General features: G+C 69.7%; 12 protein-coding genes. 4 read left to right on the forward strand and 8 right to left on the reverse strand.

The genetic code is table 11. The features are described from left to right. Window positions 1–43: 43 nt before the first annotated feature. From ACIBL3_RS25390 to ACIBL3_RS25415, 6 genes are all read right to left on the reverse strand, one after another. The gene (locus ACIBL3_RS25390) at window positions 44–832 is read right to left on the reverse strand and encodes an SGNH/GDSL hydrolase family protein (protein ID WP_396356038.1); all 789 of its coding nucleotides are present in this window, start codon (window positions 830–832) and stop codon (window positions 44–46) included. Window positions 833–966: 134 nt separating this feature from the next. Beyond that, window positions 967–2,010 (reverse strand): mandelate racemase/muconate lactonizing enzyme family protein, encoded by a 1,044-nt coding sequence (locus ACIBL3_RS25395; RefSeq protein WP_396356039.1) that lies wholly within the window; start codon window positions 2,008–2,010, stop codon window positions 967–969. Between the two features lie 2 nt (window positions 2,011–2,012). After that, a complete protein-coding gene (locus ACIBL3_RS25400) occupies window positions 2,013–2,789 on the reverse strand; it encodes an energy-coupling factor ABC transporter ATP-binding protein (RefSeq protein ID WP_396356040.1) in 777 nt (258 codons plus the stop codon). Then, complete coding sequence (gene cbiQ / locus ACIBL3_RS25405) at window positions 2,786–3,544, reverse strand: cobalt ECF transporter T component CbiQ (protein ID WP_396356041.1); 759 nt, start codon at window positions 3,542–3,544, stop codon at window positions 2,786–2,788. Before cbiQ ends, ACIBL3_RS25400 begins: the two co-directional genes overlap by 4 nt. Further along, the gene (locus ACIBL3_RS25410; protein WP_396356042.1) at window positions 3,541–4,560 is read right to left on the reverse strand and encodes an energy-coupling factor ABC transporter permease; all 1,020 of its coding nucleotides are present in this window, start codon (window positions 4,558–4,560) and stop codon (window positions 3,541–3,543) included. Before ACIBL3_RS25410 ends, cbiQ begins: the two co-directional genes overlap by 4 nt. Window positions 4,561–4,603: 43 nt before the next feature. Further along, on the reverse strand, window positions 4,604–5,962 hold the full coding sequence (locus tag ACIBL3_RS25415; protein WP_396356043.1) for a dihydrolipoyl dehydrogenase family protein: 1,359 nt from the start codon (window positions 5,960–5,962) through the stop codon (window positions 4,604–4,606). A gap of 112 nt (window positions 5,963–6,074) precedes the next feature. On the opposite strand from ACIBL3_RS25415, the gene ACIBL3_RS25420 reads away from it, so the two are divergent. The 4 genes from ACIBL3_RS25420 to ACIBL3_RS25435 are packed head-to-tail and all read left to right on the forward strand — an operon-like array spanning window position 6,075 to window position 10,198. Further along, window positions 6,075–7,577: a PstS family phosphate ABC transporter substrate-binding protein gene (locus ACIBL3_RS25420; RefSeq protein ID WP_396356044.1), complete on the forward strand. Its 1,503-nt coding sequence runs from the start codon at window positions 6,075–6,077 to the stop codon at window positions 7,575–7,577. Between the two features lie 10 nt (window positions 7,578–7,587). Beyond that, window positions 7,588–8,331: a metallophosphoesterase gene (locus ACIBL3_RS25425; RefSeq protein WP_396356045.1), complete on the forward strand. Its 744-nt coding sequence runs from the start codon at window positions 7,588–7,590 to the stop codon at window positions 8,329–8,331. Further along, complete coding sequence (tsaA, locus tag ACIBL3_RS25430) at window positions 8,331–8,735, forward strand: tRNA (N6-threonylcarbamoyladenosine(37)-N6)-methyltransferase TrmO (protein ID WP_396356107.1); 405 nt, start codon at window positions 8,331–8,333, stop codon at window positions 8,733–8,735. Before ACIBL3_RS25425 ends, tsaA begins: the two co-directional genes overlap by 1 nt. Window positions 8,736–8,773: 38 nt before the next feature. Continuing rightward, entirely contained in the window at window positions 8,774–10,198 is a 1,425-nt protein-coding gene (locus tag ACIBL3_RS25435) for an MFS transporter (protein ID WP_396356046.1), read from the forward strand. Here the strand turns inward: ACIBL3_RS25435 and ACIBL3_RS25440 are convergent. Next, entirely contained in the window at window positions 10,154–10,891 is a 738-nt protein-coding gene (locus tag ACIBL3_RS25440) for a class I SAM-dependent methyltransferase (protein WP_396356047.1), read from the reverse strand. The two genes, ACIBL3_RS25435 and ACIBL3_RS25440, sit on opposite strands and share 45 nt — an antisense overlap. 45 nt (window positions 10,892–10,936) lie before the next feature. Further along, on the reverse strand, window positions 10,937–13,063 hold the full coding sequence (locus ACIBL3_RS25445; RefSeq protein WP_396356049.1) for a peptidoglycan DD-metalloendopeptidase family protein: 2,127 nt from the start codon (window positions 13,061–13,063) through the stop codon (window positions 10,937–10,939). Window positions 13,064–13,129: the final 66 nt, after the last annotated feature.

Below are 13,129 nucleotides of genomic sequence, written 5' to 3' on the forward strand. Positions count from 1 at the left end.
CTGCCGGATTGTCCGGCAGACCGGCTGTCCGACGAAAGGACCGTCAGGTGAGGTGGTCGTCGACCAGGTTGGCGTAGGCAGCCTGGCCGGTGACGTTCGGGTGGTAGGACTCGCTGACCGGGTTGGACAGGCCGTTGATCCATTCCGGGCTGCCGCAGACCGCGTGACCGATGAACGCGCTGGTCGGGTTGACGAAAGCGAACCCGGCCGCACTCGCCGAGGCGGAGATCTTGGAGTTGAGGAGGTCGGCGGTCTGGTTCAGCCGGGTCATCTCGGTCGGGCTGAAGAACGTGCCCGCGTTGCAGTCGGTGCCGTTGAACAGCCGCGGGTAGCCGACCGCCACGACCCGGGCGGAGGCCGCGCGGCTGCGGATCGAGCCGTACAGGCCGTTCAGCCGGCCGGGCAGCGTGTTGTTGATGATCGCCTGCGCGTTGTTGATCGCGCCGGTGCAGTCGCCGAGCCAGGACGGCTTGGCGCATTCGGTGATCACCGACGAGAACCCGGCATCGTTGCCACCCACCTGGACCGTCACGAGGTTGGTCGAGCTCACGACCGAGCTCAGCTGGTTGGCGGTGACGTCGGCAACCCGCGCGCCGGAGCAGGCGACGAAGGTGAGGTTGGCGCCGATCCGGCCGGCGTCGATGTAGGGATAGGCCTTGGTCGAGCGCTGGCAGGAACCACTGCTGGTGATGTACGTGCGGGTCCCGACACCCGAGGCGTACGAGTCCCCGAGCGCCACGTAGTTCGGCGCGGCCGCGTGGGCGACCCCGGGGCTGATGAGCAACGCGGCACCGAGGGCCGCGGCCGAGAGCAGGCTGGCGATGGACTTCATGGGCGGACCGCCTTTGTGCGAGGGGTGGCGACTGAAGCACTAAGAGTCACGATGACCCAACCCGCCGGTAACACACAAGGGCCTGGTAAGAAATTCACCGCCAGTTGCCGGTCCCGGTAGACGGTGTTTCCGGCCTACCCCCAGGAAGACAGTCCGGGCCCGGGCGGCAGCGGGTAGCAGCCGTCCACGAGCTCGACCCGGCCGTCGGCCGGCAGCAGTCCGCTCTCCACGTAGATGGTGTTCGGCAGCGCGGCCAGCACGTGGATGTGTGCGCCACCGCCGTGCGACGCGTACGGAACACCGAACCCAGCCGCCATCAACCCGATCTCCAGACAGTCGGTGAGCCCACCGGCCCGACGCAGATCAGGCTGTACGACGCCCACCCCGCCGCGGGCGATCAGGTCCCGGAAGGCGGCCTGTCCGTAGCGGTTCTCGCCGGTGGCGATCGGGATGTCGAGCTTGTCGGCCAGCCGGACGTGGCCGTCGGTGTCCGCCGCCGGAAGCGGTTCCTCGAACCACCGGCAGTCGAGCTCCTCGTAGACCCGGCCCCGGCGGAGTGCTTCGTCGTACCCGAAGGCCTGGTTGGCGTCGACCATCAGCGGTGCGTCCGGGCCGATCACGGCCCGGACTGCCTTGATCCGCCGTACGTCCTCGCTCAACGGGCCGCCGCCGACCTTCATCTTCACGCCGCGGAAGCCCTGCTCCATCGCCTTGGCCGACACCGCCTCCAGACCGGCCACGTCCAGCTCGAGCCAGCCGACCATCGCGTACGTCGGGATGGCCGTCCGCTGGGCGCCGAGCAGCTTCCAGACCGGCACGTCCAGCGACTTGCCGAGCAGGTCCCACAGCGCCAGATCGATCGCCGAGATCCCGTACGACGACAACCCGGCCGTGCCCTGGTAGTCGGTGAGCACCTGCAGCTTCTGCCGGATCCCGCGGATCAGCGTCGGGTCCTCCCCCACGATCTCGGGAGCCAGTTGCTCGGTGATGATCTGGCCCAGCACCGCCGGTGAGCTCGGCACCCGGCCGAAGTACGTGTCGCTGACACCACTCACGCCCTCGTCGGTGTCGATCCGCACCCTGGTGTGGCCGTTCCGATCAAGCAACTGGATCGCGTCGCGCACCGCATGCGCCTTCGGCTCCGACACGACCTCGACACTGACCTCGGTGATCTTCACCCTCACCCCTTCTGTTCGGGACCTGAGACGGACAACGGGTCGAAGCCGTAAGGGAGCTCGAGCCGGTGGGCTCGCATCAGGTCGGAGTTGCCGAGCAGGTCGCGGGTCTTGCCGTCGGCCACGATGCGGCCGCCGTCCATCAGCAGGCTGCGCTCGCACAGCTGCAATGCGTACGGCAGGTCGTGGGTGATCATCAGCAGGGTCACATCCAGACCGGACAAGATGTCGGACAGCTCCCGCCGAGCCGCCGGGTCCAGGTTGCTCGACGGCTCGTCCAGCACCAGGACCTCAGGGCGCATCGCGAGTACCGTCGCCACCGCTACCCGGCGGCGCTGGCCGAAGGACAGGTGATGCGGTGCGAGGTCCGCGTGGTCCTGCATGCCGACCTGGACCAGCGCCTCGTGCACCCGGTCGTCCAACTCAGACCCGCGCAGGCCGAGGTTCGCGGGCCCGAACGCGACGTCGTCCCGGACGGTCGGCATGAACAACTGGTCGTCGGGATCCTGGAACACCAGGCCGACCTTCCGCCGTACCTCGGGAAGGTGCTCGCGATGCAGGCCAGTGCCGCCGATCTGGATCCGCCCGCTGCCGGTCCCGCCGGCCACCGAGCCGAGGATCCCGTTCAGATGCAGCACCAACGTGGTCTTGCCGGCGCCGTTCGGCCCGAGCAGCGCGACCCGCTCCCCCGGCTGGACGGTGAAGTCGACGCCGAACAGGGCCTGCCTGCCATCGGGGTAGGCGAAGACGAGACGTTCGACGTGGATCGCTGGACCGCTCACAAGCCACTCACCCTAACCGCGACAGCAATGAGTACGGCGACCAGGGAGATCGTCAGCCCCTCGAGCCACTGCGCCGACGTCGCACCCTGATCGCTCAGCGTCGGCATCCGTCCGGTGTAGCCGCGCGAGCGCATCGCCAGGTGCACTCGTTCGCCGCGCTCGAAGCTGCGGACGAACAGCGCGCCCACTCCCCCGGCGACCGCCTTCAAATGACCGGCCCGACCGCCGGTGTACCCGCGTGACTCCCGGGCGATCCGCATCCGCTGCAGGTCGTCCGACACCACGCTCAGGTACCGGATCATGAACGACAGGATCGCCACCAGCGTTGACGGCAGCCGCAGCCGTTCGAGCCCGGCCAGCAGGTCCCGTGGCGCGGTCGTCGCCGACAACAGGATCGCCGCGACCACACCGAGCGTGCCCTTCGCCAGGACGTTCCACGCTCCGAGTACGCCGGACTGCGACAACTCCAGCCCGAGTACGTCGATCCGCGGCCCGGTCGCCACGAACGGGAGCACCAGCGCGAACACGATGAACGGCGTCTCCACGGCCAGCCGGCGCGACACGACCAGCCCCGGCAGTCTCGCGACGACCACAGCCGCCACGAGCATGCCGGCGTACAGACCGAAGGCCCAGAAGGCGGATGCCGGCGTGGAGACGACGGCGAGGACGAAGACGAACAGGGCGACGATCTTCACCTGGGCCGGGATGCGGTGCACCCGGCTGTCCACGGCTACGAGAAGACCGTCACCGTTCACGACGCTCTACTTGACCGCAGGGACGCCAGCTTGGCGATCGCCAGGCCGACGACGATGGTGACCAGGACGCCGATGATGCCGGCCAGCGCGCCGGAGACCTCCGCGTTCCCGATCCCGCTGACGCCGTAGTCGGCCAGCGGGCTACCGGCGACGGCAGAGTCCTTGGCCGCGCTGTCGAAGCCGAGCTTGGCGCCGACGAACTCCAGGCCGTCGGGGTGCGCGCTGGCGAACAGGCTGAGACCGCCGGCCACGAGTAGCGTCACCGCGACTCCGACCCCGAGCGTCCGCCCGGCAGGCTTGGCCGCGACGGGTTTGTCCGGCGACACCGTGGACGTATTGCCGTCCGCGTCGACCAGGACGAGGTCCTTCTGCAGGTGGCGAGCGGCGTACACCAGGTCCGGACGGGTCGCCACGACCGCGCTCAGCACGGCGGCCGTGATCACCGCTTCCCCGATACCGACCAGGATGTGCCAGCCGACCATGGCGGTCGCGAGCTTCCCGAGCGGGATGTCAACCGCGCCGCCGATCGCGTACAAGCCGGTGAACGCGAGCGCGGCCACCGGGACCGACACGAGCGCTCCGACGGTGGCCGCCGGTACGACGCTGCCCACCTTCCGCGGCAGCGCCCGCAGCACCGCGCGAGTCAGGAAGTAGCCGACCAGCACGGTGATGATGCCCATCAGCGTGATGTTGGTGCCGAGCGCGGTCAGTCCGCCGTCGGCGAACAGCAGCCCCTGGACGAGCAGCACGGTCGACATGACCAGTACGGCGCTCCATGGCCCGACCAGCGCTGCGGCCAGGGCACCACCGAGCAGGTGCCCGCTGGTGCCGGCGCCGACCGGGAAGTTCACCATCTGCACCGCGAACACGAACGCCGCGGTCAGCCCGGCCAGCGCCGGACCGCTCTCGCGGATCTCCCGGTTCGCCCGTTGCAGGCTGAACCCGACCGCGCCGGCGGCGATCAGGCCGGTGCCGACGGAGGTCGGTGCGTCGAAGAACCCATCAGGAACGTGCACGCCGACATTGTGGAGCTATTTGCGACCCGATCGCAACAACGTCTCACAAAGTCTTCAGCGCATCGCCGATCGCGCGGTGGAATGTCGGGTATGCGTAGATCATCTGTTGCAGAGTGTGAACGGGAACCGCCGCATGGACGGCGACCGCGAGCGCGCCGAGCACCTCGCCGCCGGTCGGGCCGGCGCTGGTCGCGCCGACCAGCACCCCGCGCCCGCGGTCGACGACCAGCTTGATGAAGCCGTCGTTGCCCGCCTTGTGGATGAACCCGCGGGACGAGTACGGAAGCTGCGAGGACCCGATCTGCGCGTCGAGGCCGGCGTCGCGGGCCTGCTTCTCGGTCATCCCGACCGCGCCGATCTCCGGGTCGGTGAAGGTCACCCGCGGCATCGCGTGGTAGCTCGCCACCGGCGCACCCTCGCTGCCGAGGATGTCGTGCACCGCGATGTTGGCTTGGTACATGGCGTTGTGGGTGAACGCGCCGACGCCGGTCACGTCACCGACCGCCCAGACGCCGTCGCCGGCCCGGACGTGCTCGTCGACCTCCACCCGCCGTACGCCGGGATCGATGCCCACCTGGTCCAGGCCGAGGCCGCGCACGTCCACCCGGCGGCCCGTTGCCACCAGCAACTTCTCGCCGCTGACCGCGGTGCCGTCGTCCAGAGTGACGGTGAAGCCGTTGCCGTCGTGGGAGATCTGCTTGGCCGGGGTGCCGGTGTGGAAGATGACGCCGTCGCGTTCGAGCGCTTCCCGGGCCAGGTCGCTGGACTCGGGCTCCTCCATCGCGAGGACCCGGTCGGCCGCCTCGACCACCTTCACGTCGACGCCGAACCGGGCGAACACCTGGGTGAGCTCGAGCCCGATCGCGCCGCCGCCGAGCACCACGATCGAGGCCGGCAGCGTGTCCGCCTCGATCGCCTCGTGGTTCGTCCAGAACGGGGTGCCGGCCAGGCCGTCGATCGGCGGGATCACGGGGACGGTGCCGGTGGCGATGATGATGCCGCGGGACGCCTCGAACTCCCGGTCGCCCGCCTGCACCGTGCGCGGGCCGGTGATCGTGCCGCGCTCGCGCAGGAACGTGGCGCCCTTCTTCACCAGCCGGTCGACCGCGACCTGGTCGTTCCAGGTGTCGGTGGCCTCCTCGCGGATCCGCTTGGCGACCGGGGCCCAGTCCGGCTGCACGGTCGCCGTACCGGCCATGCCGTCGACGCGGCGGGTCTCGGCGAGCAGGTTCGCGGACCGGATCATCATCTTGCTCGGGATGCAGCCCCAGTACGGGCACTCACCGCCGACCAGTCGCGGGTCGAGGCCGACCACGTTCAGTCCTGCCTCCGCCAGCCGGCCGGCCGCTTCCTCGCCGCCGACACCGAGCCCGATCACGACCACATCCACCTGTTCAGCCATGCCGCCCAATCTCGCAGACAGTCCGGTCCCGGCCAAGGTCCGCCCCGGCGCGTCATCGTGCGGTAAGCGTCCGTTCACTCCGGCTGGATAGCGTTTTCGGCGGGAGGGAACGTTGGATTTCTCGGGTCTGGGCGACATCAATCTCGAAACGATCATCGCCGCCATCGCCCTGATCGGCACGGCCGTCGCCTGGCTGGTCGACCGGTACGTGCTGAGGCGCAAACGGCTCGTCTACCGGGTCCAGGTGGACGCCCCGATCGGGGTCTACCCGAGCCGGGACAAGACGCACCGGATGGTCGACGTCGAGGTCCGCCATCAGGGCGCGGTGGTGGAGAACCCGAGCATCGTGCTGCTCCGGCTCGACAACGCCGGCGGGATGGACATCGACCCGCACGACATGCACGAGAAGGTGTCGTTCGCGTTCCCGGACCGCAAGATCGTCGGGCTCAAGGTCACCGAGGCAAAGCCGAAGTCGCTCGGCGAGATGCTGCAGCGCCGGATCGTTCCGGACAACTACGTCGATACCAGCAAGCTGGTGGTGCCGCGGATCGCGATCAACCGCGGCGACCACTTCAAGTTCCTGCTGGTGCTGTCCGGCACCGGCAAGGGCGTGACTCACTCCGGCTACCTGGCCGGCGGTTCGACCGGTGGCGGCGTCTACCACGAACCACGGCCGCGCGGACCGGGTCGCCGTACATTGATGTTCGGTGCGATGTCGCTGCTGCTCGTCGGCGCCCTGGTCGCGTTGTTCGTGGTCGACGTCCTGCAGCCGCCGGACAACTGCGCATCCGGGCAGGTGCGGATCATCGGGTCGACCGCGGTCGAGTCGACCATGCGCGAGGTCCGTACGGCGTACGCGGCCGACTGCACCGACGCGGACATCACGATCGCGGCCAACGGCAGCCGCAGCGGTATCCGCACGCTCCAGGAGACCGGCGCTCAGGACGCCGGCTCGGCAGGGAAGCTGATCGCGATGTCCGACGGTACGGCGGAGGACGCGCCGGACCTGTGGGGCGAGCCGGTCGCGGTCGTCGTGTTCGCGGTCGCGGTGAACCGGTCGGCGGACGTGACGGGGCTGACAACCGCTCAACTCCGCGACGTCTACAGCGGACGCGTGACGAACTGGAAGCAGCTCGGCGGGCGAGACCTGCCGATCCGGATGGTCAGCCGCGTCGGCCCGGACTCGGGGTCGCGGCGGGTGTTCCGGGACAAGGTGCTGAACGGCGACCAGGAGCTCGGGATCTCCTCCGACGACTGCCGCCGCGACGACCCGGCGGCCAAGTTCCACCGCTGCGAGGTCGGCACGACGGAGGAGCTGCTGACCCGGGTGAACGAGATCGACGGCGCGATCGGGTACGGCGAGCTCGGCGGGACCCGGAAGTACCCGGAGATCACAGTCGCCTCGATCGACGGCGTCGTACCGGATGCCGCGAAGGTGGCGGACGGGTCGTACCGGTTCTGGGAAGTCGAGCACGCCTACACGTACAAGACGCCGCCGGCCGACTCGCTGACCGCGGCGTTCCTGGAGTACCTGCGCTCGCCGCAGGTACGGCCGGTGCTGGCGCGCGGCGGACTCGTGCCGTGCAACGACCTTCCGGGCGGCTTCTGCGGTTAGTGTTTTCAGCATGTACGTGATCGCGCACCTGAGTGATCCACATCTCGACGGCTCCGAGGAGGCGCGCTCGCGGCTGCGCCGGATCACGTCGTACCTGAGCGAGTTCAGCCGGCCGGTGGACGTCGTCCTGGTCACCGGGGATCTCGCCGACCACGGCCAGGAGTCGGAGTACGCCGAGCTCGAGGCCGAACTGCAGTCGGACGTGCCGACCCTGGTGCTGCCCGGCAACCACGACGTGAGCGCGCCGCTCCGGACATACGTCGATGCCCCGGGTGAAGGACACCCGGTCCACCAGGTGCGCGACGTCGGCATGGCGCGGTTCGTGCTGGTCGACAGCACGGTGCCGGGTGCGGACCACGGCTTGCTGTCGGATGAGTCGCTGGCTTGGTTGGACCGCGTACTGCGCAAGCCCTCTGACGGACCGGTGTTCGTGGCGTTTCATCATCCGCCGCTGGAGTTGCACCATCCGGTGATGGACCAGTGGATGCTGCAGTCCCGGGAGGCCTTCGAGGCCGTGCTGACCGGCAAGAGGATCACCGCATTGCTCACCGGGCACGTGCACAACGCGATCGTCACCACCTTCGCCGGGCATCCCGTCCTCGGTGCCCCCGGGATCCGATCGACCGTGCCGCTCCCGTTCGAGCCGCAGTCCCCCGACGGCCGGGTGGTCGACACCCGAGCCCATCCCGGCCTCGCCTTGCACGTTCATGTCCCGGGCGAGGCGCTGCAGACCGTGTACAGGTTCCCGGCGTGATGTTCGTCCTCAAACCAGTGGGCCGAGTCGAGTCGGTGCTCAAGACTCGCGACGAAGCGCCACGCCAACCCGACGAGGGCGCGCCCAGTGCGTGGCTGGTGTTCGACGAGTCCGTCCGCGGCGCACTGCGCGATCTGGCCGTCGGCGACGAGATCATCGTCATCACCTGGTTCGATCGGGCCGACCGAGAGGTGCTGGCGGTCCATCCCCGCAGCGACCAGAGCCGCCCGGAGACCGGCGTCTTCAGCACCCGCTCCCCCGACCGGCCGAACCCGCTCGGACTGCATCAGGTCACCATCGTCGCCACCGACGGCCTGCGCCTGCAGGTCGACCGGCTCGAAGCCCTCGACGGCACCCCGGTCGTCGACGTGAAACCGGTGTTGCGCCAGGTCGCCGAACGGTAGTTGACCTCAAGTTTTGTTGAGGTTCGAGACTGTCCGGCGTGACATCAACCAAGGATGAGGTTTCCCAGGCCGGTCGTCGCGAATGGATCGGGTTGGCGGTGCTGGCACTACCGGCGTTGCTGGCCTCGCTCGAGCTGACCGTGACCCATTTGGCGCTGCCGTCGATCGCGGCCGATCTGCGGCCGAGTGGGTCCGAACTGCTGTGGATCGTGGACATCTACGCGTTCCTGCTGGCCGGCTCGCTGGTCACGATGGGCGCGCTCGGCGACCGGATCGGGCGCCGCCGGCTGCTGCTCGGTGGTGCTGCCGTGTACGGCGTCGCCTCGGTGCTGGCGGCGTACTCGGTCAGTCCCGCGATGCTGATCGGCACGCGTGCGTTGATGGGGATCGCCGGGTCGACGCTGATGCCGTCGGTGGTCTCGCTGGTCGCGTCGATGTTCAAGGACGCCCGGCAACGCGGGGTCGCGATCGGGATCGTGGTCGCCAGCGTGTCCGGCGGTACGGCGATCGGTCCGCTGGTCGGCGGGTGGTTGCTGGACACTTTCTGGTGGGGCTCGGTGTTCCTGGTCGGCGTACCGGTGATGGCGGCGTTGCTGGTCGCCGGGCCACGGTTGCTGCCCGAGTACAAGGCGCCGGGTGGCAAGCGGCTCGATCTCTTGAGCGCCGTGCTGTCGATGGCGGCGGTGCTGCCGGTGGTGTACGGGCTGAAGCACATCGCGGCGGACGGGTTCGCCTGGCAGTGGGTCGCGGTGATCGCGGCCGGGCTCGTGCTCGGCGGCGTGTTCATCCGGCGGCAGCGGCGGCTGGACGATCCGATGCTCGACCTCGGCCTGTTCACGAGCCGCGCGTTCAGTGCGTCCGCGATCGCGCTGGCACTCGCGATCTTCGTGCTCTGGGGCGTCAACTACGCGATCGCCCAGCTCCTCCAGCTCGCCCATGGTCTGGGCCCGCTCGAGGCCGGTCTGTGGACCGCGCCTTCGGCCGCCGGGACCATCGCCGGCTCGCTGCTCGCACCGCGACTGGCCAACCGCTTCAGCCCTGGCCGAGTGATCGCCGCGGGCCTCGTGCTCGCCGTCGCCGGATTCGTCGTCCTCACCCAGGTCGGCCCGCTCGGCCTACTCGTGACCGGCTCGATCGTCATCTCGGCCGGTCTCGCCCCGACCATGGCGCTGGCCACGAACCTGATGATCGGCGCCTCCCCCGAGGAGCGGGCGGGCGGCGCCGCCGCGCTCTCGTCCACCGCACCCCAACTCGGCGGTGCGCTCGGTATCGCCCTGCTCGGAAGCCTGATCACCGCCGTTTACCGCGACCAGCTCGGCCGCGATGCCGAACTGACCCGTGAAGCCCTCGCCTCCCCCGCCGCCCGCGAAGCCTTCACCACCGGCTTCCACGTGTCCGTCACAGTCAGCGCCGTACTCCTACTCCTCACCGCTCTCGGCGCCACGCGGTTCCTGCCGCGGTGAGAGTCGGCCGCGGATGTAGAGCAGTTGTGCGACCTCGCGCCAGACGGGGGTGTCGTGGAGCGGCTCTCTGAACTGTTCGATGACGAAGCCGGTCGCGGTGAGTGTGTTGACGTAGGTGCTGAGGGTCCGGTGATAGGCGCCGACCGGTAGGGCGTTGCGGTGGGCGCCGGGGCCGTCCCAGTAGCCCTCGACGTAGTACTTGCCGATCGTTCGGCGGACGCTCTGGTCGACGTGGTCGACGAGTTCGCCCGCCGCCGGCGTCTTGAAGCACGGGTGGGTGATCGAGACGACGAACCAGCCGCCGGGGCGGAGGACGCGCGCCATGGAGTGCAGCGCCCGATCCAGGTCCGGGATGTCCATCAACGCCATATAGCAGACGACGCCGTCGAAGGCATCGGTCGCGAGCCCGTCCAGCGTCTGCGCGTCGCCCTGCCGGTAGGTGATGCCCAGCGGCGCCGCCTCCTCGTGTTCCCGGGCCTTCTCGAGGAGCTTCTCGGACAGGTCGACTCCGGTGACGGTCGCTCCCTGGGCGGCGAGGTAGCGGGCCTCACGCCCCTGGCCGCACGCAACGACACCGACCGCTTGACCGGCCACGTCGCCGACCAGCTCGGCGAAGGCCGGATCGTCGAGGGCAGCCCCCGCTCCGACCCACTCGTCGTAGTCAGCGGCCACGTCGTCGTACCTAGGTTTCATGCTGGTCCCACGAACGACCACCACCCGGCGGTTCCCGTTCTGCTGCTAGGAGACGGCCGGCTTGCCGAACTCCCAGTGCCAGGGCTCTTCCCGGGAGCCGCCCTGGTCGGCCCAGGACGGGTGCACCCAGCCGAACTGGGAGGCGTGGCTCTTCATCCACTGGTACTGCGCGGTGCCGAAGCGATCCACTCCGCCGCAGAGGTCGACGGCCACGCCCCACCCGTGGTTGGACGTGCCGGGCAGGGCTGCCAGAGACGGCTTGCGGGAGTAGAGGCTGACCTGGGAGGAGTACGAGCGGTACGAGTCGGTGATGCACAGCGTCTTGCCGAACTGGGCACGGTAGGCCTTGGCCAGTTGCAGGTACGCAGCCGCGGCGTCGCAGCGCAGCATGTGACCGGACCCCAGCGCGCACAGCTTGCTCGCCGGGATCATGCCGTTGCTGTAGCCGCCCCAGCCGATTGTGGCGCTACCGGTCGCCAGGAACGGCATCGGGTTCACCGGGTCGCCGCCGAGCCGGACTTCGAAGTGCAGATGCGGGCCGGTCGAGTTCCCCTCCGAACCCACCGCGCCGATCCGCTGCCCCGCAGTGACCTGCGTGCCGTCGGCCACGTCGACCGAGCTCAGGTGCGCGTACAGCGTCTCCAGCCCGTTCCCGTGGTCGATCCGTACCAGGTTGCCCGCCCAGGCCGGGTGCTCGACGCGGACGACACCGGACGTCACCGCGCGGACCGGCGTGCCGACAGCGGCCGGGAAGTCCTGGCCGGTGTGGTAGCCGGTCTCCCACAGCGCCCCGGCCTGACCGAACGACGTACCGATCTCGTAGCTGCCGTCGGCCAGCGGCCACGTCCAGTCGTCGGACCCGACGTTGTACGACGTCGCCGTGTTGCCGCACCGGAATGCGTAGGCCTCCGAGGTCGCGACCGGGGCGACCTGCGGCTTGACCGGCGTGCCGAGGGTCGGGCGCAGGGCGGCGTACAGGTTGTCCGGGACCCGGGTGACGACGACCGCGCCCCTGGCCTCGTCGGCGGCGATCATCTCGCCGTTGTCGAGGGCGATGCCGATGTGAACCAGACCGAGCGACTTGCTGCCCATCACGAGCAGGTCGCCCGGCTGCATCTGGGACGCCGGCACCGCCTGGTAGTTCGGGTACACCTTGCCGACCAGGTTCGGCAGCGTGGTGTACGGCTGCCAGGCGACCCGGGCCGCACCGAGACAGCCGTACTTGTCCGGGCCGGTCGCGGCGACGCCGTACGGCTTGCCGAGCAGGCTGAACGCCTGGTTCACCGCCCGGATCGTCTCGGCCGACAGCACCTTGACCGTCCGCGTGCCCTGGACCACAGCGGCCGCACCGGCGACTGGGGCACCCGCAGCGGTCAGCGGCTGCAGGCCGGCAGGCAGCTTGGCCGGGTTCTTCAGTACGGCGGCCGCCGGCGGTGTGATCTTGGACGTCGCCAACTCGGTCAGGTACGCCTGCCAGCGCGCCAGCGCCTGCTGGTTCCGCGCGAGCTGCAGCTGCTTCGACAACTCGGACGCGCCGTCCAGGTCGGCGTACTGACTCTCGGCCATCAGCGCGGAGTCGGCCGCCTTCTGCTGCACCTCTTGCGCGAGCTGCTTGGCCTTGGCCGCGGCCTCGTTCGCCGCTGCACGTTTGCTCGCCGCCTCGGCCTTCGCCTTGGCGGCCTCGTTCTCGGCGGTCATCGCGGTCTGGTACTGCGAGACCTGAGTGCTGCCGAGCTGCTGGATGGCTGTCTGCCGGTCGGCGATCTCCTGCAGGTTCTCCGCGACCGGGGCGAGCGACCAGAGCATCGACTCGGCGCCGAGCACCGTCGGGATGCCGGTCTGGTAGGCCTGCACGGTCAGCAGCCCGAGCCGGCGGCGCTCCACGTCGGCCTTGCCCTTCGACGCGGTCGCCGAGGTCTCCGCCTTCTTGGCGGCCGCCTCGGCGGTCTGCGCGGCCTTCAGCGCGTTGGTGTAGGCGATCGTCGCCTTCGCGAAATCGGCCTGGACGGCGGCAGCCTCGGCCTGCAGCTGCTCGAGCGATTTGTTCACGTCCGTGACGGAGGCCGGCGGTGGCGGGGTGGGGCTGTTGTCGGCGTACGCGGGCAGCCCAAAGACCGCAAGCAGTGTGCCGAGCGCTGCGAGCCGCAGCCCCCGACGGCTCCCCACAACCATCAGGTCCCCATCTTCGTAAGCCTCACGCGCGCAGAGGGTAACGGACCCCGCGCCAACCCAGCCTAT

It is taken from the genome of Kribbella sp. NPDC050124, assembly GCF_044460355.1.
Classification (GTDB): Bacteria; Actinomycetota; Actinomycetes; order Propionibacteriales; family Kribbellaceae; genus Kribbella.

What these genes read in the sequence shown, in the direction of transcription:
- ACIBL3_RS25445 (WP_396356049.1), bottom strand. Translation starts at nt 13,063, where the DNA reads ATGGTTGTGGGGAGCCGTCGGGGGCTGCGGCTCGCAGCGCTCGGCACA.
- tsaA (WP_396356107.1), top strand. Translation starts at nt 8,331, where the DNA reads ATGTTCGTCCTCAAACCAGTGGGCCGAGTCGAGTCGGTGCTCAAGACT.
- ACIBL3_RS25390 (WP_396356038.1), bottom strand. Translation starts at nt 832, where the DNA reads ATGAAGTCCATCGCCAGCCTGCTCTCGGCCGCGGCCCTCGGTGCCGCG.
- ACIBL3_RS25415 (WP_396356043.1), bottom strand. Translation starts at nt 5,962, where the DNA reads ATGGCTGAACAGGTGGATGTGGTCGTGATCGGGCTCGGTGTCGGCGGC.
- ACIBL3_RS25440 (WP_396356047.1), bottom strand. Translation starts at nt 10,891, where the DNA reads ATGAAACCTAGGTACGACGACGTGGCCGCTGACTACGACGAGTGGGTC.
- ACIBL3_RS25425 (WP_396356045.1), top strand. Translation starts at nt 7,588, where the DNA reads ATGTACGTGATCGCGCACCTGAGTGATCCACATCTCGACGGCTCCGAG.